Origin of the sequence: Rhodococcus yunnanensis NBRC 103083 (assembly GCF_001895005.1) — a bacterium.
GTDB classification, from domain to species: domain Bacteria; phylum Actinomycetota; class Actinomycetes; order Mycobacteriales; family Mycobacteriaceae; genus Rhodococcoides; species Rhodococcoides yunnanense.
The window spans coordinates 21,955-45,110 of record NZ_BCXH01000020.1 but is presented as its reverse complement, the minus strand read 5'-3'; the positions used below and the strand labels follow the sequence as shown (position 1 = coordinate 45,110).

Below are 23,156 nucleotides of genomic sequence, written 5' to 3'. Positions count from 1 at the left end.
ATGCCCCAGCTGCCCCCGCTGGTAGAGCCGTCAGGAGAGCTGTCGTTCGACGACGTCGCGCGATACAGCAGGCATCTGATCATTCCCGACGTCGGAACCGACGGTCAGCGTCGCCTGCGCAACGCGCGGGTTCTGGTGGTCGGCGCAGGCGGGCTAGGGTCACCCGCGCTGCTCTATCTCGCCGCCGCAGGCGTCGGCACACTGGGAATCGTCGAGGACGACCAGGTCGAGACGTCCAACCTGCAGCGTCAGATCATCCACGGGATATCCGACGTCGGCCGATCCAAGGCACAGAGCGCTCGGGAGTCGATCCACGAGATCAACGACGGTGTCGAGGTTCGCCTTCACGAGTTCCGGCTGGATTCCTCGAATGCGGTCTCGCTGTTCGAGCAGTACGACCTGATCCTCGATGGAACGGACAATTTCGCCACCCGATATCTGGTCAACGATGCTGCGGTTCTCGCGGGCAAGCCGTACGTGTGGGGCTCGATCTACCGGTTCGAGGGCCAGGTGTCCGTCTTCTGGGAGAACGCGCCCGGTGGCGTCGGACTCAACTACCGCGACCTCTACCCCGAGGCTCCGCCGCCGGGGATGGTTCCCTCCTGTGCCGAGGGCGGCGTTCTGGGAGTGCTCTGCGCGTCGATCGGATCGGTCATGGTCACCGAAGCGATCAAGCTGATCACCGGCATCGGAGAGAGTCTGCTCGGTCGGTTGATGGTGTACGACGCGTTGGCGATGAACTACCGGACCCTTCGGGTGCAGCGCGACCCCGACCGGACGCCGATCACCGAACTGATCGACTACGAGGCGTTCTGCGGAGTCGTGTCGGACGATGTAGCGGACGCCGCGGATGGTTCGGCCGTCACTCCAGCCGAACTCGCCGCGATGATGAAGAGCTCGGATGTCGCGTTGATCGATGTCCGTGAACCGGTGGAATGGGACATCGTGCGGATAGCGGGCGCGACCCTCGTACCGAAGGGGCGCATCGTCTCGGGGGATGCACTCGCCGAGTTGCCTCAGAACTCCCGGATCGCGCTGTACTGCAAGACCGGTATCAGATCGGCGGAAGCACTGTCGGTGCTGAAGAGAGCGGGCTTCACCGACGCTGTGCACCTGCAGGGCGGCATCCTCGCCTGGGCGAAGCAGATCGATCCGAGCCTGCCCCAGTACTAGAAGCTGCGCACGGGGTGGCTGGATGCTGTGCACGGGGTGGCGTTGCTCATCGCTGCCGGTGAGCCTCGCGCGCCTGCGGACGGGTGCGGTCGGTCGGCGGTAGCGTGAGAATCGTGAGCTCAGTGGAACCCCCTCAACACGTGATCTCCACGTTCGGGCTGCGAGATGTGCCTCCCACGCCACTCGGAGCGGATTGGGACGGAGGTTGGCGGCTCGGCGACGTCGTACTGTCCCCGGTCGCCGATCATGCTCGGGCCGCGTGGTCGGCGAAGGTGCGCGAGAATCTCGTCGTCGACGGTATGCGTCTTGCTCGTCCCGTTCGATCGACCGACGGCCGCTACGTGGTGAGCAGTTGGCGCGCGGACACGTTCATCGAAGGCTCGCCCGAGCCGCGACACGACGAGGTCGTCTCGTTGTCCGTCCGACTGCACGCAGCAACGTCGCAGTTGGAGCGCCCACGGTTTCTAGCGCAGCTCCCCGTTGCTCCGTGGGCCGATGTGGATGTCTTCGTCGTGGCCGATCGTGCGGCATGGGAGGCGGTACCTCTGCGGGCAGCGCGCGGCGCAGGGGCACCGGAGGTGGTGTCCGACGACGGCAAGCAGAGCCTGGAGCTGATCAAACAACTCGCCAGCCTGCGCAAACCAGCGTCGTCGCCGGATCAGTTGGTGCACGGAGACCTGTTCGGCACCGTGCTGTTCGAGGGCAGCGAGGCGCCGGGCATCACCGACATCACGCCGTACTGGCGACCCGCGTCGTGGGCGGCAGCAGTGGCCGTCGTCGACGCGATCTCGTGGGGTGGTGCCGACGACGCGCTCGTGGGTCGCTGGGAGGACATGCCGGAGTGGCCGCAGATGTTGCTGCGTGCGTTGATCTTCCGCTTCGCCGTGCATGCGCTGCATCCGCGATCGACTCCCGAAGCATTCCCCGGTCTGGCACGAACCGCGGATCTGGTTCGGCTCCTGCTCTAGGTTCGAGCGGTTCGGTCGGGTGTGCCGAGCTCGTGGAAGAACACGCGCGCGGCCTCGCCTGCGCGGTCGGCGTCACCGTCGGCGATCGCGTCGACCAGAGCGGTGTGTTCGTCGTCGTAATCGTTCCCGTGCTCGACGACGTGATGGTGCATCGTCTGCTGTATCACCGGTAACAGGGAGTCGTAGAACTCCAGATATATGGCGTTGTGGCTGGCAGCGACGATCGCTCGGTGGAATTGCGCGTCGACCACGACGGCTTCGTCGGTGGTGTCGGATGCCCACGATGCGTTTCGGTCGGCGAGCGCCTGTCTGAGTATCCGCACGTCCTCGACATCGCGCCGCTGTGCGGCCAGCATCGCGGCCGTGACCTCCAGGGCGCGGCGGAGCTCGGTGACATCTCGGTCCTGTGCGTCGGCGAAGTACTTGCCGAGTGTCCCGCCGAGATCGGACGACGCCATCACGAACGTTCCCGAGCCTTGTCGTCGTTCCACCATTCCGGCGTGTACGAGCGCCTGTACGGCCTCGCGGACGGTGTTTCGTCCGGTGCCGGTCATCTCGCAGAGTTCGGCCTCGTTCGGGATTCGGAATCCGACGGGCCACCGCGCGGAGACGATCTCGTCACGCAGTTGTGCCGTCACCTGCGATATCAGGCTCGAGCGTCGTACTTGCTGCACGTGGGGCTCTCCTGTGTCTTGGGCAGTACGTCTTTTCTGGGTCGTACGTGGTTCTGGGTAGTACTAGCGGTCGATGCAACTTTAACGCTTTGCCTCCGGTGATCCGGTCATCCTATGATTCACCCCGTGAGTACCAGCGCCGCCACCGATACCGACGACCGCATCGCTGCATCCCACATTCTTCGCGGTCGCCTCCTCGTCTTCGCGGCCGTCATTCTGTCCGCTCTCACGCTGAGGGCGGCCGTCACCTCGATCAGTCCGCTGTTCGGCCGGATCGGCGACGACCTGCACTTCGGATCCACCGTGGTCGGAGTGGTAGGAATGCTGCCCCCGGCGATGTTCGCCGTCTTCGGACTGCTGACGCCGGTCATCGCGAAGCGGATCGGTCTCGAGCGTGCTGCCCTGGCCGCGATGGCGCTGACCACTGCCGGAATGGCCGCGCGCGCGTTCGCGCCGACCACGGGGTCGCTGCTCGCACTGTCGGCTGTCGCACTTGCCGGAATGGGCATCGGGAACGTCGTCATCCCGCCGCTGGTCAAGCGATACTTCTCCGACCGACTCGCCGTCGTCAGCACGCTGTACATCTGCGCTCTGCAGATCAGCACGATGGTCCCGCCGCTTCTCGCGGTGCCGGTCGCAGAGGCGCACGGTTGGCGAATCTCGATCGGCGTGTGGGCCGTCGTCGGATTGGCCGCTGCCGTGCCGTGGCTCGGTGTCGTACTCGCCAAGCGTCGAAGTGACGCACCGCACTCGGGCGATGCACAGGACGTGACGGGTGAGGAGGGTTCGGTGCTGGGCCGCGAGGAGCCCACCGGCCGCATCTGGCGTTCGTCCCTCGCGTGGGGGATGGTCGGGATGTTCGCGATGACGTCGCTCATCACGTACGCGATGCTCACCTGGCTTCCGACGATCCTCATCGATGCGGGAATCGGTGAAGCGCCTGCGGGGGCGTCCGTCGCCGCCTTCGGCGCGATGGGGCTCATTTCTTCGCTCGTCGCACCCTCACTGTGCGCCCGGGTTCGTAACCCGTACGGTTTGGTTCTCGCAGCAGCAGTCTGCTACCTCGTCGGGTTCGCCGGCCTGCATTTCTCACCGACCGGCGGTACCGTCGTCTGGGTCTGTTCGATCGGTCTCGGCACCATGACCTTCCCGATGTCGCTGACACTGATCAACCTTCGTACTCGCACTCCGGCTGGGTCGTCCGGCCTGTCGGGCTTCACCCAGGGGCTCGGTTACGTCGTGTCCGCGACCGGTCCACTGTCCTTCGGTCTGCTGCACACGTTGTCCGGTGGGTGGGGCGTCCCGATCGCGTTCCTCACCGGTTGTGTCGCAGTGCTTCTCGTGGCCGGTTACCTGTGCTGCAGGCCGCGCATGCTCGAGGACACCTGGTGACCGCCCGGGGCTGACGGCACCGGTGCCCTCACTTCGTCCGTTCGGCCGAGGTGAGACCAAGTTAATCGTCAAGTCACCGCGGGCAGCGCCGCTGCAACATGGCTTTCCTATCTTTGGGTCACTCACCCGATCAGGAGGCCAACGTGACCAGCACCCCCGAGGCTCCATCAGCCTCTACCGCGCCCGAAACCGGTGCGGTAGAGCCAGGAACTGTTCCCGTCTCGAAGAACCATCACATCAGCAACTGGAATTCGGAGGACGTTGCAGCCTGGGAGGCGGGCGGAAAGGCCATCGCCAAGCGAAACCTGATCTGGTCGGTCGTTGCCGAGCACGTCGGCTTTTCCATCTGGTCGATCTGGTCCGTGATGGTGCTGTTCATGCCGGTGTCCGTCTACGGCATCGACGCTGCGGGCAAGTTCTTCCTCGTCGCGGTCCCGACCCTGGTCGGGGCGATACTTCGCATTCCGTACACGTTCGCGACGGCCAAGTTCGGTGGCCGCAACTGGACCATCTTCAGCGCGCTCGTGTTGCTGGTGCCGACGGTGTTGACGATGTACTTCATGCTCAACCCCGCGTCGTACACGACCTACATCGTCGTCGCTGCGTTCGCGGGCGTCGGCGGCGGAAACTTCGCGTCGTCGATGACCAACATCAACGCCTTCTTCCCTCAGCGCGAAAAGGGTTGGGCGCTTGGCCTCAACGCCGGCGGAGGCAACATCGGTGTTCCGGTGATTCAGCTCATCGGGCTGCTGGTCATCGCGACGGTCGGTAACACAGCACCAGAGATCGTCTGTGCCGTCTACCTAGTCTTCATCGCGGTCGCTGCGGTCGGTGCAGCGCTGTACATGGACAATCTCGACAATCAGAAGACGAACGGCCGATCGATGATCGACGTGCTGAAGTTCTCGGATTCCTGGTGGATCGCGTTTCTGTACATCGGAACCTTCGGTTCGTTCATCGGATTCAGCTTCGCCTTCGGTCAGGTACTGCAGATCAACTTTCTCGCGGGACTCACCGATGGTGCACCGGCGACGGCCGCTCAGCAGGCCCAGGCGTCACTCCACGCGGCCCAGATCGCGTTCCTCGGACCACTGCTCGGCTCACTCTCGCGGCCGTTCGGTGGCAAGATTTCCGACAGGATCGGTGGCGGCAAGATCACGATGTACACCTTCGTCGCCATGGTGTTCTCCACCGGCATTCTCGTCGCGGCGAGCACGTGGGACGACAACACCGCAGGCGCTGCGAGCGGTGTGATGATGACACTGTTCGTCGTCGGATTCATTCTCTTGTTCCTGCTCTCGGGACTGGGCAACGGATCGGTCTACAAGATGATCCCCGCGATTTTCGCGGCCAAGTCGATCGAACTGAAGGGCATGTCCACCGAGGACCAACAGCACTGGTCACGCAGGATGTCGGGCGCGTTGATCGGAATTGCCGGTGCGGTAGGAGCTCTCGGCGGTGTCGGTATCAACCTGGTGCTCCGTGCGTCGTACTCGGGAACCGCGAAGTCGGCCACCACGGCCTTCTGGGTCTTCCTGTGCTTCTACGTCGTGTGCGCAGTCGTCACCTGGGCGGTGTACCTCCGCAAGCCGCGTGTGGTTGCGGACGAGAGCAGCGCGGTCTCCGTCGCGGTGTGATCACCCCTGCGGCACCGTTTCTCCGACGTCACCTCTCGGCTATAGATACTTGAAACATACTGTTCAGCAATGCATTTCGGAAAGGTCCCGCTATGAAGAACGCGGTGGTTGTAGGGCACGGCATGGTCGGTCACAGGTTCGTCGAGGCGCTGCGTGCCCGTGACGAGTCGGCCGACTGGAAGATCACGGTCCTGTGCGAGGAGGCATTGCCCGCGTACGATCGCGTGGGGCTCTCCTCCTATGTCGGTGCCTGGGACCACAAGGAACTCGCGTTGGCAGGCAACGACTATCCCGGTGACGCCGCCGTCGACATGCGGATCGGCGTGCGCGCCGACAGCGTCGATCGCGCGTCGAGAACCGTGACGACGTCGGTCGGGGACATCGTCGACTACGACGCACTCGTCTTCGCGACGGGGTCATACCCGTTCGTGCCACCCATCACGGGGCACGATCTGCCGGAATGCTTCGTGTATCGCACGCTCGACGACCTGGACAAGATCCGGGCTCGTGCGGACCAGGCAGGGCCCGGTGCTGTGGGCGTCGTGGTCGGAGGTGGGCTGCTCGGCTTGGAGGCCGCGAACGCACTGAAGAAGATGGGTATGACGCCGCACGTCGTGGAATTCGCGCCGCGGCTCATGCCTCTGCAGGTCGACGAGGGCGGCGGCGCGCTCCTCGCTCGTCTGGTCACCGATCTCGGTCTACACGTGCACACCGGAGTGGGAACTTCGTCGATCACCGAGAACGACGGCGCCGGGCTCTCGGTCGAGTTGTCCGACGGCTCGGTCATCGATGCTGCACTGCTCGTGTTCTCGGCGGGCGTCCGGCCGCAGGACCGACTGGCACGTGAATGCGGCCTCGAGGTCGGTGAACGCGGCGGAATCATCGTCGACATCGGCTGCCGCACCGAGGATCCCGATATCTTCGCCATCGGTGAGTGCGCTGCCGTCGAAGGTCGGTGCTACGGTCTCGTCGCCCCTGGTTACTCGACGGCGGAGGTCGTGGCGGACCGGTTGCTCGGCGGTTCGGCCGAGTTCCCCGGGGCCGACATGTCCACCAAACTCAAGTTGATGGGCGTCGATGTCGCCAGTTTCGGCGATGCCATGGCCGCGACCCCAGGCGCTCTCGAAGTAGTGTTCAGCGACGCACCCAAGGGCACGTACGCCAAGCTCGTGGTATCCGACGACGCCAAAACACTGTTGGGAGGCATCCTCGTCGGTGACGCGACCGCGTACTCGCTGCTTCGTCCGCTCGTCGGGCGTGAGCTGCCAGGAGATCCCGGCGCACTGATCTCGCCTGCCGCCGAGCAGGTCGGTATCGGGGCGCTGCCCGACGACGCCGAGATCTGCTCGTGCAACGGAGTCACCAAAGGTGCAATTTGCGGCGCGATCGCCGACGGTGCGTGCGATGTTGCCGCCGTGAAGAGTTGCACGACAGCGGGCACGACGTGTGGCGGCTGCCTGCCGTCCATCAAGGCCCTCCTCGCCTCGTCGGGAGTGGTGCTGTCGAAGTCGTTGTGCGAGCACTTCTCTCAGTCGCGCGCCGAGCTGTTCGAGATCGTCCGCGCGACGAACACGCGGACGTTCTCGTCGCTGATCGCCAAGTACGGCAAGGGGAGTGGCTGCGACATCTGCAAGCCCGTCGTGGCGTCCATTCTGGCCTCGACGTCGTCGGATCACATCCTCGACGGTGAGCAGGCGTCGCTGCAGGACACCAACGACCACTTCCTCGCCAACATCCAGAAGAACGGCACCTACTCCGTCGTGCCGCGCATGCCTGGCGGCGAATGCACCGCGGAGCAACTCATCGTCATCGGCGAGGTCGCGCGTGACTTCGGTCTGTACACCAAGGTCACCGGTGGCCAGCGCATCGATCTGTTCGGTGCTCGCGTCGAACAGCTCCCCGCCATCTGGAAGCGTTTGGTCGATGCTGGGATGGAATCCGGTCAGGCATACGGGAAGTCGCTCCGTACGGTCAAGAGCTGCGTCGGTTCGAGTTGGTGCCGCTACGGGGTTCAGGATTCGGTCGGAATGGCCGTCGACCTGGAAAACCGGTACCGGGGACTTCGGTCGCCGCACAAGATCAAGTTCGGTGTCTCCGGATGCGCCCGTGAGTGCGCCGAAGCACGCGGCAAGGATGTCGGTGTCATCGCCACCGAGGGCGGATGGAATCTGTACGTCGGTGGAAACGGTGGCCAGTCGCCCAAGCATGCGCAATTGCTGGCGTCGAACCTCGACGACGCGACACTTGTCAGCTACATCGACCGCTACCTGATGTTCTACGTGCGAACCGCCGACCGACTCCAGCGCACGGCGCCGTGGCTCGAGTCTCTCGACGGTGGCCTCGATCACCTCAAGGCGGTCGTATGCGAGGACAGCCTCGGAATCGGAGCCGAACTCGAAGCCGATATGGGGCGCCACGTCGCGGGCTACAAGGACGAGTGGGCAGGGGTGCTGGAGGACGAGGAGAAGCTCGGTCGTTTCGTTTCCTTCGTCAATGCACCGGAGGAAGCAGACCCCACCATCGCATTCGACGAGAGCGGCGAGCGCAAGGTGCCGGTCCTGATGGGCATGCCCCGCTTCGGGGCCTGAGGGCCTGACATCCCGCTGACGCGTGAACTGATCGCATGTGCACATCCGGGTAATCGCTACTTAACGACGAAGAAACATCGGCAACGTGCAATAGCACCAGGAGGTCCTGAAGATGACTGTCATCGATACTCGTACCAGCACCACCGCACAACCGACGGCCACGAATACGGCCCGTGAGTGGACTGCGGCCTGCACCGTCGATTCTCTGGTCCCCGGGCGAGGTGTCGCCGTGCTCCTGCGCGGAGGCGCACAGGCGGCGCTGTTCGCGCTTCCGGACGGCGGGCTTCACGCGGTCGGGAACATCGACCCGTTCGGGCGCGCCGCGGTGATGTCGAGGGGGTTGGTCGGCGACCGGGCAGGCGAGCCCACCGTCGCCTCGCCACTGCTCAAGCAGGTGTTCTCACTCATCGACGGGCGCTGCCTCGACGACGACACCGCTGTGCTCGGGTCGTACGAGACCAAGGTCGTCGACGGTGTGATCTTCGTGCGTGGCGTAACGACATGAGCGAAGCCGCCGAGGCCGGAGAGCCTCTGGCAGGATTTGCTGTCGGGATAACAGCGTCACGCCGCGCCGAGGAATTCGCCACGTTACTGCTGCGCCGAGGCGCAACGGTGATGCATGCGCCTGCAATACGCATCATCCCGCTCGCCGACGACGCCGAGCTCGAACGCGTCACCGGAGCCATCATCGAGACACCACCGGAGATCACCGTCGCCACGACAGGTATCGGGTTCCGCGGATGGATGGAAGCAGCAGAGGGATGGGGACAGGCGGAATGCCTCGGGCGTGCTCTCGCGTCGTCGAGGCTGCTCGCCCGCGGCCCGAAGGCGAAAGGTGCCATCCGGGCTGCAGACCTACGCGAAGAATGGTCACCGGCATCGGAATCCTCGGCGGAGGTCCTCGAACACCTACTCGCCGAGGGAGTCGAAGGCAAGCGCATCGCCGTCCAATTGCACGGCGCCACAACCGAATGGGAGCCGGTTCCCGATTTCTGTGAGGTCTTGCGTCATGCCGGGGCCGAGGTGGTTCCTGTGCCCGTGTACCGGTGGACGGCGCCGGACGACGGCGCACCGATGGATCGCATGATCGAAGCGGTGATCGTCGGGGACCTCGACGCGATCAGCTTCACGAGCGCTCCGGCCGTTGCGTCCTTGCTGATGCGAGCGGACGAGAACGGAGTTCTGGAACCACTGCTGCAATCCCTTCGTTCGCGGGTCCTGCCCGTGTGCGTCGGACCGGTCACCGCGGCGCCACTGGAACAGCTGAAGGTGTCCACGACCCAGCCGGCCCGCGCCCGGCTCGGTGCGCTCGCCAGACATATCGCCGAGGAACTTCCTCGTCGAGCGAAACCGATGAGGGCAGGCGGTCACTCGATCAGCGTGCGGGGCAAGTGCGTCGTCGTCGACGGGGTGGTCCGCCCGGTGTCGCCCGCTGGCATGGCACTGATCAAGACCCTCGCAGCCAGGCCTGGACGCGTGGTCTCACGCGACGACCTTCTTGCCTCTCTGCCGGGAGGTGGCGACGACACGCACGCAGTGGAGACGGCGATGACCCGGCTCAGATCCTCCCTCGGTGCACCGAAGACCATCCAGACCGTCGTCAAACGCGGATATCGCTTGGCGCTCGATCCGACCGACGAGGACGTCGACTGCGACAGTGATGCGCCGACGTCGACGCAGTCCGGGCACACTGCCCGATCCTCCGAAGGGAGCAAGTACTAGATGAAGATTCATTCGGGCGATCCGGCCCTCGTGCTGGTCGCTCACGGAACCCGTAATCCCAGAGGCGTCGAGATGATCGCCGAATTGGCCGAGGCTGTCGGCCGCGAGGTCGGTACGACGCGAGTGGCGTTCGTGGATGTGCTCGGTCCGTCTCCGTCCGAGATTCTCCGGGTACTCGACGGTCCTGCCGTCGTCGTGCCCGCGTTTCTCGCATCGGGATACCACGTGCACACCGATGTTCCCCGCGAGATCGCCGAGAGCGGACACACGTGCGTTCATGTCACCAGGGCGCTCGGACCCGACCCCGTGTTCGCGAAGGTCATGCTGGAACGTCTGAGTGCAGCGGGGTGGAAGTCGGGCGACGCCATCGTCTTCGCGGCGGCGGGTTCGTCCGATCCGCGGGCGTTGCTCGAACATCGGCGCGCTGCTGCGATGTTGGCGGACCTCGCGCAGGTCCCGGTTCGGATCGCATATGTCGCGACTGCGCAACCGTCGGTCCCGAACGCCGTCGCAGATCTGCGACGCGCTGGCCATTCGAGGGTGTTCGTGGCGTCGTATCTGTTGGCGCGCGGGCTCTTTCACAGCAGACTCGCGGATGCGGGAAGCGACGGGGTCGCAGACCCGCTCGGACTGCATCGGGGGATCGTCGACCTCGTCGTCGAACGATTCCGTGCGGGTGCGGCCATGCTCACCGCGTCGGCCGACAGGCTCACCGTGTCAGGGGAAGTAGCTCCACCAGCGCATCGGAACTGAGGTGCGGCGGTACGACCGCCAATGCGTCATGACCGACGAGGTGAAGCAGATGTGCGGTCCGCACCGCTGTGTCCGCGCGCCAACCTGCGCCGTCTCGCACGACCGGGATGATGCGCGCCGTGTCGGATTCGACGTCCGCTGCATTCGTCAATCGGCCGAGCCACGGGGCGACGGGCGTTCGCTGCGTGAGAGCATCCACCACGGCGGGAGCGATCAGTAGCAGCGTGCTCACGGCGGCCAACGGGTTTCCCGGTAGCCCGATCACCACGACGCCGCTGGGCAACACCGCGGTGATCTGAGAACCACCGGGCCGGATCGGAACACGATCGACGAGGGTGTCGGCACCCGCGCGAGAAAGGGCCGCTCGAAGTTGGTCGGCTGCACCTGCGCCCGTCGCACCGACGACGATCACGAGATCGACATCGGTCGAGGCGGCAAGTAGTTCGTCGAATGCCGTCGAGGTGTCCGCCAGGTGGACCGAGTCGGTTTCGGTGATGCCGCAGGAACGAAGATACCGAGACAGTATGGGCCCGATGCTGTCACGTGTCTGCCCGGCTTCCAGCTGGCCGGACACTCGAATCTCGTTGCCACTGGACACTGTTCGCGCCCGCACGGGGCCACGCACCGCAAGTTCGCGCACCTCGGCGCTCAACGCGACCGACACGACGGCGGCGGAGATATGCGTGCCCGCGGTCACGAGCTCGGTTCCGGTCTCCCAGTCCTCACCGCTGCGACGTGAATCGTCTCGCACAGGAGCAGCGGGTCGACGCCGAAGCAGTCCGTCGTCACCTCGGTGGATGTGCTCGTCACGCACGACGGACGAAGCGCCGGAGGGGATCCGCGCCCCCGTCGCAATGCGCACCGCGTCGCCCGGCAGAAGATCGAGCAGCCCCGACGTGCCTGCGTAGGCGACATCGTCGCGGAGTGTCCACGGTTCGTCTCCGCAGATGGCGTAACCGTCCATGGCGGAGGTGTCGACGTGGGGGAGCGGCGCAGCGGCGATCACGGGCTCGGCGAGCACGGCGCCCTCGCTCCCGATCGGTGCTACGTGTCGAACGGCGATGGGTGCCACACGCTCTCGGATTGCGGACCGGGCGAAGTCGATTCCCGTCGCGCCGAGGGCAGCACGTTCGCGGGCGCGGCGAAGGTCGTCGGGGGTATCGCAGTCGTCGACGTCGGTCATCGCGACAACAGTGCTCTCTGTAGGAACCAGTGACCGTACCGATCGACCTTCCGCCGCGCCGAGAGCAGCGATCGCGCTCACCAGAGTCTCCCGACCCCAGGCCGCGAACAGATGCTGACTTCTGCCGTGGCTGTCCGAGGCGAAGACGACAGGTGCGATCCCGCGTGCGGCCAGCAGGAGGTCGATGGCGCCCGAGCTCACGAACGGGAGATCGGCAGCGAGCACGACGACGACATCGGCGTGCGGCGGCGCAAGCGCGTTCAGCCCTGCAGCGATCGCCGCGACGGGCCCCGATCCGGCGGGGGACTCGCGCGTTTGCAGTACGTTCGGTCCGAGGTCTCGATCCGGCCCGACCACCACGATGCTGCGTGCAGCCGCGACTGCGTCGACGGCGCGCTGCACGAGGGTCGTCCCGCCGACGGACAGGCCGGGCTTGTCGATCCCGCCCATCCGTCTCGCCGATCCGCCGGCGAGAACGACGGCATCGAAATCCATGCCGGGGCTTTCGCTCACGTCGGAAGTGGCACGTTCTGCAGCCGAACCTGACCGCGCGCGATGATCTTGCCGCTGTCGCTCGCGGAGATGGTCACCAGCCAGAGTTGTTGGATGCGGCCCTGCTGCAACGGTTCTGCGACGACATCGACCCGGCCACCCTTGCTGGCGCGCAGGAAGTCGGTGCCGTTGTGAACGCCGACGGCGAACTCGCCTCGATCCTTCACCGCCTCGCTCGCGCCGATGCTGGCAGCGGACTCGACAGCTGTGGTGTACACGCCTCCGTGAACGACGCCCCAGGGGGTGAAGTGCGCGTCGGACAACTCGATGTGACCGGTCACCCGCGTGCCGGACACGCCGTCGATGACCAGGCCCGCACCGGCGACGAACGCGCTCGCCTCGGACAGGGCGTACTTCGCGGTCGGCCGAGGATCGAACTGTCCGAGGTTCATACCGACGAGGTTAGTTGGTGCGGTCAGTCCGGTGCTCGACGGCTGCGAGGTGGGCCGTCGAATCCGCTGCGGCCGCCGCGCCTGATCGTGATCGGGAGCCAGGCCAATGATGCCAAAGCTACCGCGGAAAGCAGTCCTGTAATGATCATGAGGTCGATAGTGGACTGCAATTGCCCAGCTATGTGCAGTCCTCTGTGTCAAAATGGCCTGATGGTTTTCGATATGGACGGCTCCGGCATCGACGCCCCGGCACTCGCCGAGATCATCGGCCCGGTCGGCGGCGACGGACAGCCTCTCTATCGGTCGCTTGCGGGCGGTCTTCGTCGCATCATCGCCGACGGCGCCGTCGGCGCGGGCAAGAGACTGCCGCCCGAGCGAGCGCTGTCGATCGCGCTCGGTGTCAGTCGCGTGACGGTCACGTCGGCATACCGCGAACTCCGTGAAAGCGGGTGGGCGGAGGCGGTGCACGGCGCAGGCACGTTCGTCGCGACGCCATCCGAGGAAACGTCGTGGGGCACGATGATGCGCCTCGACGGCGGACCGGTCCTCGACTTCGTCAACGCGGCACCCGAGGCGTCGCCGTTCCTGGCAGGCGCCTACGCAGATGCGGTCGCCAATCTGAGGACGACAGGTCATGGATACGCACCGTCCGGAACGATCGAGCTTCGGTCCGCGATCGCGGACCGATACTCACGCCGCGGATTGCCCACCACGGCCGACCAGATCGTCGTGACGTCGGGGGCAGGGGACGCTGCGCACCTCGTGTTCGAGACGTTCGCACGGCCCGGCAATCGAGTTCTCATCGAGCATCCGACGTATCCAGGAGCCGTCGAAGCGTTGGAAAGTGCTGGTGCGCATGCCGTACCGGTGCCGATCGACGCAGCGGACCCGGACAGATTCATCGAAGATGCGGATCGGGCCGCGCGTCAGAATGCGCCGACGCTGGCGTATCTCATGCCGGATTTCTCCAACCCGTCGGGAGCCAGGCTGAGTGGCAACGGCAGGCGCCGTTTGGCTGCCACCCTCGCCCGTCACGGCGTACTGACCATCGCCGACGAGGTAGCCGCCGATCTCGTGTTGGACGGAGGACCGGAAGAACCGTACGGCGCGCCCGTGCCCGGCGCGGCGACCATCTCCATCGGATCGTTGAGCAAGACAGTGTGGGGCGGCCTTCGAGTCGGATGGGTTCGGTCCGATCCGGAACTGATTGCGCGCATGGCCAGGACGTACGCGCGGCGACAGCTGTCGGTCTCGATCGTGGAACAGGCGACCGCAGTGCGTCTGCTCGGTGTGTTCGAGGACGTTCTCGCCGCCAGGCGCACGTGGTTGAGAGGCCAGCGGGACCTACTCGCGTCGCACATGGCGGCCGAGCTGCCGAGCTGGCAGTTCCGCATTCCCGACGGCGGCCTGTCCCTGTGGTGCGCACTGCCCGACGGTCTGTCCTCCAACGACGTCGTCCGGCGCGCCGCCGCCCGCGATCTGCTCCTCGCCGCTGGGACCAGGTTCGGCACGGGCTACGCGTTCGACGACCGTCTGCGGATTCCGTTCACCAAGCCGTCGGGCGAGATAATCGCCGCAGTGTCGGTCCTCGCTGGCACCGTTTCGGGTGATGCGGGCCGGGGCCATCCGGTGGAACCGGCCGAGCTCGTGGTCTAGCAGGGCGCCTGGTTCAGCAGGGCGCGAAGACGTATCGGATCGACTTCAGATTGACCCGGCCGTCGCGCACGGTCACACCTTCCGCCGCCAGTTTCTCCAGCTGCCGAGTGGCGAGGTGGGCCGCGGGCTTACCGCTCGCCGACAGCACCCGATGCCACGGCAGGTCGGCCGAATCGGTACGCATGATCCATCCGACGATGCGAGGGCTCGACAGGTTCGCCGCGGCTGCGATGTCGCCGTACGTCGAGACCTGCCCCCTCGGGATGGACGCGACGAGCCCACGCACCTTCTCGACCTGCTCCTCGGTGATCGACGCCATCTACAACAGCTCGCGCACCAACGATGCCACCTCGGCGGGCTTGGCCTGGGCCACCATGTGGTTGCAGTCGAGCTCGACGATCTTCAGCGCATCTCCGAGACCGTCTTCGAGTGCCTTCTTGAACCGGTCGCTGACATACGGGGGTTGAACTCGCGTGGCCTGAACGACGACGGTCGCCGTGCCTGCAGGTGGTACGACGAGCGGCCGCGCGAGCTCACCCCAGGACGCCACGATGGCAGCTGTCGACAGACGCCATGCGACGCGCCCGTTCTCGGCCGGCTCCAGATGATCCTCGACCTCGCGCTCGAGCAGCTCAGCGGGGACGTCGGCCCACGCGCCGTTGATCTTCTCCGACTTCGCCTCGTCGGCATCGGTGTAGTCGGGATACTTCGCCGTCAGCTCGGCGACCTCGAGCAGATCACTCGGATCGAGTTCGATCGCCGGGTCGAGCAGCACGAGAGCTCGAACCAGCTCGGGGTGGGCAGCTGCGAGGTGCATCGCGAGCGCGCCGCCGTACGAGTGTCCGAGGACGAGTACCGGCCCCCGTGCATGGTCCTGCAGCAGGGAGCGCAGAGCGTCGACCTGGGCCGCGATGTCCCACGGCGGTGTCCACGGTGAGCGTCCGTGGCCGATGAGATCCGGCGCGATGATCCTCGCCTCGGCGAGATGATTGTCTGCGAGGTCGCGCCAGCGCGCCCCATGACCGGTCATGCCGTGAAGGGCGAGAATCTCGGGGCCGTCGACGGGTCCGTAGGTGTGAAAGTTCAACTGTGGCACCGCCTCACTATGCCGCATGTCGAGGGTGTGCCGCACCGTCGGTGAAGTATGTCGGTGGGGCGTGATCAAATTTCACCCATGGACAGCGGCAGGCAACTCACCGAGCACGGCTCGGTCAGCACGCTCGTTCGAGGACCGAGGATCGCCGCACCTCGCCGGTCCTGGGCCGGATCGGCCGCACGGTTGCTGGCCAACGACGCCGACGCAGTCAGCGCAGCCGCAGAAGGTGCGTCGTCGTGGAATCCGTGGCAGGTCCTCGGTGGACCAGGGACGGGGAAGACGGCTCTCATCGCCGACTATGCGGTCTCGCGCATCACCGCGGGTGACCCGGAGTCGGTGTTGGTACTCACACAGTCCAAGCGCGCCGCAACAGGCCTACGCGAGCAGATCACCGCCGGACTGTTCGCGGGTGACGAAGCACTGCGTGCCACACGTGAACCACTGGTGAGGACGGTGCATTCCTATGCGTTCGCCGTCCTACGGCTGCAGGCCGCCGCGTACGGAAACCCGCCGCCGCGCCTGTTGACCGGCGCCGAGCAGGACGCCGTGGTGCGCGAGATGCTGCGCGGCGACATCGAGGACGGGGCTGCCGAGTGGCCCGAGCGTCTGCGGCCTGCGCTGGTGATGTCCGGTTTCGCCACCGCGGTGCGTGATCTGATGCTGCGCTCGGTCGAGCGGGGGATCGGCCCCGAGGACCTGATCAAACTCGGCCGACGCCATTCGCGGCCAGAATGGGTGGCGGTGGGCAGGTTCGCGGCGCGGTACGAGCAAGCCATGCTCCTACGAGGTGCCGTCGGTGTCGAAGCTGCGGGTGCGACCGCTCCCGGTCTCGATGCCGCCGAACTCATCGGGAGCGCCCTCATGGCGTTCGCCACCGACCCCGAACTGCTTCGGTCCGAACGTGTGCGTATCAGGCATCTCGTCGTCGACGACGCTCAACATCTGGATCCGCAGGCAGCTCAGTTGGTTCGGCTCATCGGCAGCGGCACCGAATCGACGGTGATCGCAGGCGATCCCGACCAGTCGGTGTTCGTGTTTCGTGGAGCGGACCCGTCGTTCGTCGCCGACCTGACCGAGCCAGGATCGGAGCGTCGCGTCGTTCTGGACCGCAACTACCGCAGTACCACCGAGATCGCTTCGATCACTGGGCGTATCGCGGGCAGGCTTGCGGGCATCGGGCGTCATCGCGGTGCCGAAGCTGTGGCCGATGCGCGCTACGGAGAGTCACGCACGGACGTCAGGGTTCTGTCGTCGACGGCGAAGGAAGCCGCGTCGATCGCTGCGTCGATGCGGAGAGCTCACCTCGTCGATGGTGTGCCGTGGTCGGAGATGGCGGTCGTCGTCCGGTCCGTTCCTCGTACGATCGCGCCGATCCGTCGTGCACTGCAGGCCGCAGGTGTACCGATCGTGGCGCCCGCATCGGAGTTGCCGCTGCACCGTCAGCACGGAGCAGTCGGCCTGTTGCTCGTACTGCGCGCCATAGTCGATCCGACCTTCGACGGTGAGGATGCGCTCGCGCTGCTGTCCGGGCCCATCGGGGGTGCGGACCCGGTGAGCCTGCGTCGACTCAGACGCGGAGTGCGGCGCATCGAACTCGCGGCCGGCGGCGACCGCGATTCCGCCGAGCTCCTCCGTTCGGCCATACGAACCGCAGGCGGTGCGTCCGAACCCCCTGACACCGTCGATTCCAGTGCTGGGGCTCGTATGGCGCAACTGTCTGATGTCGAATCGGCGCCGCTGCGCAAGGTTCTGGGAGTAGTTCGCAAAGCTGCCGCAGTGGCACGCCGGGGGCGAGGCGTCGAAGACGTGTTGTGGGCCGCGTGGCAAGCGTCGGCGCTCGAGCGGCGGTGGTCCGGGGCCTCGGCGTGGGGTGGGTCGGCGGGTGCGCAAGCAGACCGAGACCTCGACGCCGTGGTCGCATTGTTCGACGCGGCCGCGTCCTACGTCGACAAGCTTCCGCAGGCTCGGCTGGCGGGGTTCGTCGATTACATTGCCCAGCAGCAGATCCCGACACTGAGTGCGGCGCGGGCCGCGGCGCAGCCGGACGCCGTCACCATGGTCAGTGCTCATTCGGCAGCAGGTCGTGAATGGGAACTGGTGGCTGTCGCCGGAGTCCAGGAGGGATTGTGGCCGGGTCTTCGCGCGCGGGGAAGTCTTCTCGGAACCGAAGTCCTGGTCGATTTGGCGTCGGGAATCGGCGACGGAGGGGAACTGATCGACGGCACGATGTCCAAGACGGCACCGTTGTTGGCCGAGGAACGCAGGCTGTTTCTGGTTGCATGCAGCCGGGCAAGGTCGGTACTGCTCGTCACGGCGGTCGACTCGAGCACCGGGGATTCCGATCTCGTCCGATCCAGATTCGTCGACGAGCTGACCGGCGAAGACGAAGCGAACGGTGATCTTCCGGACGACCGCAGCGGCGACGAGTCGACCGGGCGCACCATGGCTCTGCCGATGCTGGTCGCCGAGCTGCGCAGTGTAGTGTGCGATCCTGCTGTCACAGAACATGATCCGGAAAAACGAGCGCGTGCTGCACGCCAGCTCGCCCGTCTGGCGAAGGCCGGCGTCAGGGGTGCGCACCCCGACGAGTGGTTCGGGGTGGCAGGCCCCAGTACGGCCGCTGCACTCTGGACCCTCGCAGACGGCCCCGTTCCGTTGTCACCGTCGACCGTGGAGCAGTTGACGACATGTCCGCTGCGGTGGATGTTGGACAGGCACGGGGGCAACGACGGTGCAAACACCCATGCTGTGACCGGGACATTGGTGCACACGTTGGTTCAAGCGGTCGCAGGCAAAATGCCACCCGATCAGGTTCGACGTGCGCTCGAAACTGCATGGGATGCCGTCGATCTCGGATCGAGATGGTATTCGCGTCACGAGCTCGATCGAACCGGTGCGATGCTGGAGACGTTCGAGAGGTGGCTCAGCGGCACCCGCGGCGAACTCACCGAGGCAGGCGTCGAGGTCACGGTCGCGGGGGTCCTCGAGTCCCGCTCGGAGGGTGAGCCCTCAGTGGCATTACGTGGCCGGATCGACCGGCTGGAGCACGACGCAGACGGTCGTCCCGTCGTCATCGACGTCAAGACCGCCAAGACGGTGGCATCGAAGGAGGATGCACGCAACCACAATCAACTCGCCACCTATCAGGTGGCAGCATCCGTCGGTGCGATCGACGGCGAACCTGCGGGTGAACCAGGGGGCGCGCGCCTGGTGTTCGTCGCGAAGCCGCACAACAAGGAAGGCGCAACCCAACGGATCCAGGAGGCGCCGACCCCCGAAAAGTTGGAGGAGTGGCGTGCGACGATTCATCGGGCGGCGTCGGCGACCCAGGGGCCGACATTCGAGGCGTTCGTCAACGATGGATGTAGGCACTGCCCGGTCAAATCCAGCTGTCCTGCACACGAAACCGGGAGGCAGGTGACCGACACATGAGTCCCCGCACGGCCGCCGACCGCCGCGCCGAGCCGCGCGCCGCGCGAATAGATCCGATCGAATTGGCGCGGGCACTCGGCCAGAAGCATCCACCGACCGAGGAGCAGGCCGCGGTCATCGCCTCACCGCAAGGGCCGACCCTCGTCGTTGCCGGAGCGGGGGCAGGCAAGACCGAGACGATGGCGGCGCGAGTGGTGTGGATGGTCGCCAACGAATTCGTCGACCCCGATGCAGTTCTCGGTCTGACCTTCACCAGGAAAGCGGCACAGCAACTGACATCCCGCATCAGAGCGCGGCTCGCCCGGTTGGCCGGATCCGACCTCGTGCGTGCACTCGACCCGAGTCTGCAGCTGCGCGAACGCATTCTGAGCGGGGAACCGGAAGTCAGCACGTACCATTCCTACGCGGGCAGATTGCTGACCGAGCACGGTCTGCTCCTTCCGATCGAACCGTCGGCGATGCTGCTGTCCGAGACGGAGCTGTGGCAACTTGCGCACCGGGTCGTGAGCACTTGGGACGGTGACCTCGACACGGATCGGAACCCCACGTCGATCACCGAGGCGGTACTGGCGCTGTCCGGGCAGCTGGCCGAGCACCTCGTCGACCCCGATGACCTACGCGAGGCCCACACCGATCTGGACAAGCTCGTCCATACCTTGGGTCCTGGGCCAGGCCAGCGCGGCGGGCCGACCAAGGAATTGCTGAACATCCTCGACGCCCAGCACAAGCGGGTTGCGTTGTTGCCCTTGGTCGAACGTCTCGCTCAGACCTTGCGCCGGGAGGGTGCACTCGATTTCGGCAGTCAGATGTCACTCGCGGCACGGGTGGCTGCAGATCACGCCGACGTGGGGCGCGCGGAGCGCGAGAGATTCCGGCTCGTCCTGCTCGACGAATATCAGGACACTGGCCACGCACAACGCGTGCTGCTGTCGTCGCTGTTCGGTGGCGGGGCCGACCCGACGCTTGCGCTCACCGCAGTCGGTGATCCGATGCAGTCCATCTACGGATGGCGCGGCGCGTCGGCCGCGAACCTGCCACGATTCGCAACGGACTTTCCGTTGTCCGGCGGCGATCCAGCTCCTCGACTCGAGTTGCTGACGAGCTGGCGGAATCCGCCCGAAGCACTCGAACTGGCCAATCTGGTGACCGCTCCGCTCCGGCAGACCGGCGTGCCGGTACAGACCCTGCGTGCTCGTCCCGGAGCAACGCCCGGTGACGTTGCGTTGTCGGTCTCGGTGACAGTTCTGGACGAACGCGAATGGATCGCCGAGCGCATTGCGGCCGAGTACCGCGCGGCCCTGGGCGCCAACAGGCCACCACCGACCGCTGCCGTGCTGGTGCGTCGCAACGCCGATGCGGAGCCGATCGCCGAAGTGCTACGCGCACATGGACTTCCCGTCGAAGTGGTCGGACTCGGGGGACTGTTGCACATTCCCGAGATAGCCGACGTCATCGCCATGCTCAGGCTCGTCGCCGACCCGCTCGCAGGGAGTGCGGCGATGCGGATACTCACCGGATCGAGATGGCAGATCGGCGCAGCGGATCTCGCTGCGCTGTCGCAACGAGCACGAGAACTCGGGATCCGAGGAGGTTACGGCACAGCCGGTAGCGTCGCTGACACTGCAGCTCTCGACGCAGCGTTGGAGAGTTCGTTGCCAGGCGAGCTGTCCGAGGAGGCCGGACTTGCCGACGCCATCTCCGATCCCGGACGCCCCGAAAGGTACTCCGAGGTCGGATATCGCCGAATCACCGCCTTGGCGACGGAGTTGCACATTCTGCGTGGACGCATAGGTCAGCCGCTGACCGAACTCGCCGCCGACATCGAACGACTCATGGGCATCGGCGTCGAAGCGCAGGCGCGGACGTCGTATTCGTCCAGCGGATCGGTCGGCCGCGAACATCTCGACGAGTTCGCCGCCGTGGTGGCGGACTACGCCGACAACCCGACGGCGACCGTCACCGGATTCCTGTCGTTCCTCGCGGCAGCAGAGACCGTCGAGAACGGTTTGGCTCCCGGCGAGGTCGAGGTCGCACCTCATCGAGTTCAGGTGCTCACGGTGCATTCCGCCAAGGGGTTGGAATGGGAAGTAGTTGCAGTGCCGCATGTCTCGAAAGGCGTCTTTCCCTCGTCGACGGCGTCCTCGACGTGGCTCGGTGCGATGGCCGAGCTGCCTCCCCCTCTCCGTGGAGACCGAGCACAAGAGGGCGAGGGATCCGAAGGGGTTCCCGTTCTGGACCTCGACGAGGTCTACAACCGCAAGGATCTCCAGGAGGCCGTGGACCGACACAAGGATGCGCTCGCGCGACGGCGACTGGCCGAAGACCGCCGTCTGTTCTACGTGGCGCTCACTCGAACCGAACGGGTGTTGCTCGTCTCTGCGCATCACTGGGACGAGACCAGTAGCAAGCCCCGCGGGCCTTCGGAATTCCTCGACGAGCTGAAGTCGCTCGTCGACGACCGAGCGCGCACTGGCGCCGATCCAGTGGCCGTCGTGCACGAGTGGGCGTCTGCGCCCGACGACGGTGCGGTCAATCCACTGAGCGCAGAGCCGCATTCGGCACTGTGGCCGCGCGATCCACTCGGACTTCGGCGCAATGCCGTGGAATCGGGGGCATCCGCGGTTGTCGAGGCTCTCGCTGGGCTGGCGCACGGCGGATCAGAGGCCGAGGTCGGACCAGAAGCCGAGGTCGAACCAGAAGTCGACACGCAGGACGCTGATGTCGATACCGACCCCGAGAGCTGGGCGGCCGATGTCGATGCGCTGCTCACCGAGCGAGACGAGAGATCGCGGTCCACCATCGATGTTCCTCTGCCTGCGCATCTGTCCGTGAGTCAGTTGGTCGATCTCGCTGCGGATCCAGATGCTCTCGCGTCGAGGCTGCGTAGACCGCTGCCGTTTCCTCCGAACCCCCTGGCGCGCAGGGGGACAGCGTTCCATGCGTGGATCGAACGGCGCTTCGGTGCCACGAGACTGCTCGATCTCGACGAACTACCGGGATCCGCCGACACCGACGCGGCGGCCGATGTGGACCTGGAGACGTTGCAGCACGCGTTTCTCGAATCCGATTGGTCGCTGCGCAGCCCAATCGAAGTCGAGGTGCCGTTCGAGACTTCCGTCGCAGGAACGGTGTTGCGCGGGCGGATCGATGCCGTGTTCGCGGACCCCGACGGAGGCTGGACGGTCGTCGACTGGAAGACCGGCAAGCAGCCGACCGCGTCGGAGGAGAAGTCGGTGGTGATGCAGCTGGCTGCCTATCGGATTGCGTGGGCCGAGCTGATGTCGGCGTCTTCTGCCGATCCAGTTCCCCTGGACAAGGTGCGGGCAGCATTCCACTACGTCCGCAGTGGGCGCACCGTCGCACCGGACGCGCTGCCGGGAGTCGATGCCCTCGCTGCGCTCATCGAAGGCACCGAAGCCGTCGAATTCGGTACCGAATCAGGAGATCAAGGGGCGTTACGCCGTGCCTTCAGCGACTCGGTGACCAACGGAATCTGAAGCGGAAGTCGCGCGAGAACGGCTGCCTTTGTTGCAAACGGGGTTGTGGGATTCTGCACGGCGCGTCGCGCGAAGTCGATGTTGGCGGGGAAGACCGCGACGAACAGCGCAGCGGCCAGTGCACCACCGAGGCGGCGCGTACGAGGGATGGCCAGAGTGGCGGCGACACCGAGCTCGGCGATGCCCGAGACGACCGTGTAGGTCCGTGCTGCGCCGGGCAGAGCCGTCGGCACCTGATCGTCGAAGAATGCAGGCCTTACGAAATGAAACACTCCTGCGCCCCCCAGCAACACGGCGAGACGAAGTGCTGCGCCCTGGCTCTTGTGCTGTGTCATGGGTACACCGTGCCACACGAGGATGCGAAAGCGGTGTGCTGAGTTCGGCCACGAACAGCTCGGCCGCGAAACGAGATCGCCGGCGAACGCTAAGAAATCGTCGAAG

17 protein-coding genes are annotated in these 23,156 nt (G+C 65.8%); 11 read left to right on the top strand and 6 right to left on the bottom strand.

Going from position 1 to position 23,156, the window contains the following annotated elements:
• Positions 1-1,173 (top strand): adenylyltransferase/sulfurtransferase MoeZ, encoded by a 1,173-nt coding sequence (gene moeZ, locus RY1_RS24620; RefSeq protein ID WP_072806678.1) that lies wholly within the window; start codon positions 1-3, stop codon positions 1,171-1,173.
• Positions 1,174-1,286: 113 nt separating this feature from the next.
• Entirely contained in the window at positions 1,287-2,141 is an 855-nt protein-coding gene (locus tag RY1_RS24615; RefSeq protein ID WP_072806742.1) for a TIGR02569 family protein, read from the top strand.
• Here the strand turns inward: RY1_RS24615 and RY1_RS24610 are convergent.
• Positions 2,138-2,815: a FadR/GntR family transcriptional regulator gene (locus tag RY1_RS24610; protein WP_072806677.1), complete on the bottom strand. Its 678-nt coding sequence runs from the start codon at positions 2,813-2,815 to the stop codon at positions 2,138-2,140. The genes RY1_RS24615 and RY1_RS24610 overlap by 4 nt on opposite strands.
• Positions 2,816-2,941: 126 nt before the next feature.
• Between RY1_RS24610 and RY1_RS24605 the strand changes: the two genes are divergently transcribed.
• The 6 genes from RY1_RS24605 (at position 2,942) to RY1_RS24580 (ending at position 10,907) form a co-directional block, all read left to right on the top strand.
• Positions 2,942-4,207: an MFS transporter gene (locus RY1_RS24605; protein WP_072806741.1), complete on the top strand. Its 1,266-nt coding sequence runs from the start codon at positions 2,942-2,944 to the stop codon at positions 4,205-4,207.
• Positions 4,208-4,443: 236 nt separating this feature from the next.
• Positions 4,444-5,844 (top strand): nitrate/nitrite transporter, encoded by a 1,401-nt coding sequence (locus RY1_RS24600; RefSeq protein WP_072806740.1) that lies wholly within the window; start codon positions 4,444-4,446, stop codon positions 5,842-5,844.
• A gap of 92 nt (positions 5,845-5,936) precedes the next feature.
• Complete coding sequence (gene nirB / locus RY1_RS24595; RefSeq protein ID WP_072806676.1) at positions 5,937-8,432, top strand: nitrite reductase large subunit NirB; 2,496 nt, start codon at positions 5,937-5,939, stop codon at positions 8,430-8,432.
• Between the two features lie 112 nt (positions 8,433-8,544).
• Entirely contained in the window at positions 8,545-8,937 is a 393-nt protein-coding gene (gene nirD / locus RY1_RS24590) for a nitrite reductase small subunit NirD (protein WP_072806675.1), read from the top strand.
• Positions 8,934-10,154, top strand: coding sequence for a uroporphyrinogen-III synthase (locus RY1_RS24585; protein WP_072806674.1), 1,221 nt, complete (start codon positions 8,934-8,936; stop codon positions 10,152-10,154). The genes nirD and RY1_RS24585 overlap by 4 nt, the downstream gene beginning before the upstream one ends.
• The gene (locus RY1_RS24580; RefSeq protein ID WP_072806673.1) at positions 10,155-10,907 is read left to right on the top strand and encodes a sirohydrochlorin chelatase; all 753 of its coding nucleotides are present in this window, start codon (positions 10,155-10,157) and stop codon (positions 10,905-10,907) included.
• Here the strand turns inward: RY1_RS24580 and RY1_RS24575 are convergent.
• Together RY1_RS24575 and RY1_RS24570 are read right to left on the bottom strand one after the other, a co-directional pair.
• Complete coding sequence (locus RY1_RS24575; protein ID WP_072806672.1) at positions 10,864-12,585, bottom strand: NTP transferase domain-containing protein; 1,722 nt, start codon at positions 12,583-12,585, stop codon at positions 10,864-10,866. The genes RY1_RS24580 and RY1_RS24575 overlap by 44 nt on opposite strands.
• Positions 12,586-12,599: 14 nt before the next feature.
• The gene (locus RY1_RS24570) at positions 12,600-13,034 is read right to left on the bottom strand and encodes a PaaI family thioesterase (RefSeq protein ID WP_072806671.1); all 435 of its coding nucleotides are present in this window, start codon (positions 13,032-13,034) and stop codon (positions 12,600-12,602) included.
• A gap of 210 nt (positions 13,035-13,244) precedes the next feature.
• Here RY1_RS24570 and RY1_RS24565 point away from each other — a divergent pair, with 210 nt between their 5' ends.
• Positions 13,245-14,690, top strand: a complete 1,446-nt coding sequence (locus RY1_RS24565; protein ID WP_245819930.1) for an aminotransferase-like domain-containing protein — start codon at positions 13,245-13,247, stop codon at positions 14,688-14,690.
• Positions 14,691-14,703: 13 nt separating this feature from the next.
• Here RY1_RS24565 and RY1_RS24560 read toward each other — a convergent pair whose 3' ends face one another.
• Both RY1_RS24560 and RY1_RS24555 read right to left on the bottom strand, forming a co-directional pair.
• Entirely contained in the window at positions 14,704-15,009 is a 306-nt protein-coding gene (locus RY1_RS24560; RefSeq protein WP_072806669.1) for an MGMT family protein, read from the bottom strand.
• A complete protein-coding gene (locus tag RY1_RS24555) occupies positions 15,010-15,786 on the bottom strand; it encodes an alpha/beta fold hydrolase (RefSeq protein WP_084727819.1) in 777 nt (258 codons plus the stop codon).
• A gap of 78 nt (positions 15,787-15,864) precedes the next feature.
• Between RY1_RS24555 and RY1_RS24550 the strand changes: the two genes are divergently transcribed.
• Positions 15,865-19,218, top strand: coding sequence for an ATP-dependent helicase (locus RY1_RS24550; RefSeq protein ID WP_072806668.1), 3,354 nt, complete (start codon positions 15,865-15,867; stop codon positions 19,216-19,218).
• Positions 19,215-22,715 (top strand): ATP-dependent helicase, encoded by a 3,501-nt coding sequence (locus RY1_RS24545; RefSeq protein ID WP_139279979.1) that lies wholly within the window; start codon positions 19,215-19,217, stop codon positions 22,713-22,715. Before RY1_RS24550 ends, RY1_RS24545 begins: the two co-directional genes overlap by 4 nt.
• Here the strand turns inward: RY1_RS24545 and RY1_RS24540 are convergent.
• Entirely contained in the window at positions 22,664-23,050 is a 387-nt protein-coding gene (locus RY1_RS24540; RefSeq protein WP_072806667.1) for a DoxX family protein, read from the bottom strand. The two genes, RY1_RS24545 and RY1_RS24540, sit on opposite strands and share 52 nt — an antisense overlap.
• Positions 23,051-23,156: the final 106 nt, after the last annotated feature.

Bases quoted from the DNA above. Each gene is read 5' to 3' on its own strand.
- moeZ (WP_072806678.1), top strand. From the start codon at position 1: ATGCCCCAGCTGCCCCCGCTGGTAGAGCCGTCAGGAGAGCTGTCGTTC.
- nirB (WP_072806676.1), top strand. From the start codon at position 5,937: ATGAAGAACGCGGTGGTTGTAGGGCACGGCATGGTCGGTCACAGGTTC.
- nirD (WP_072806675.1), top strand. From the start codon at position 8,545: ATGACTGTCATCGATACTCGTACCAGCACCACCGCACAACCGACGGCC.
- RY1_RS24585 (WP_072806674.1), top strand. From the start codon at position 8,934: ATGAGCGAAGCCGCCGAGGCCGGAGAGCCTCTGGCAGGATTTGCTGTC.
- RY1_RS24580 (WP_072806673.1), top strand. From the start codon at position 10,155: ATGAAGATTCATTCGGGCGATCCGGCCCTCGTGCTGGTCGCTCACGGA.
- RY1_RS24575 (WP_072806672.1), bottom strand. From the start codon at position 12,585: ATGGATTTCGATGCCGTCGTTCTCGCCGGCGGATCGGCGAGACGGATG.
- RY1_RS24570 (WP_072806671.1), bottom strand. From the start codon at position 13,034: ATGAACCTCGGACAGTTCGATCCTCGGCCGACCGCGAAGTACGCCCTG.
- RY1_RS24565 (WP_245819930.1), top strand. From the start codon at position 13,245: ATGGTTTTCGATATGGACGGCTCCGGCATCGACGCCCCGGCACTCGCC.
- RY1_RS24560 (WP_072806669.1), bottom strand. From the start codon at position 15,009: ATGGCGTCGATCACCGAGGAGCAGGTCGAGAAGGTGCGTGGGCTCGTC.
- RY1_RS24550 (WP_072806668.1), top strand. From the start codon at position 15,865: ATGGACAGCGGCAGGCAACTCACCGAGCACGGCTCGGTCAGCACGCTC.
- RY1_RS24545 (WP_139279979.1), top strand. From the start codon at position 19,215: ATGAGTCCCCGCACGGCCGCCGACCGCCGCGCCGAGCCGCGCGCCGCG.
- RY1_RS24540 (WP_072806667.1), bottom strand. From the start codon at position 23,050: ATGACACAGCACAAGAGCCAGGGCGCAGCACTTCGTCTCGCCGTGTTG.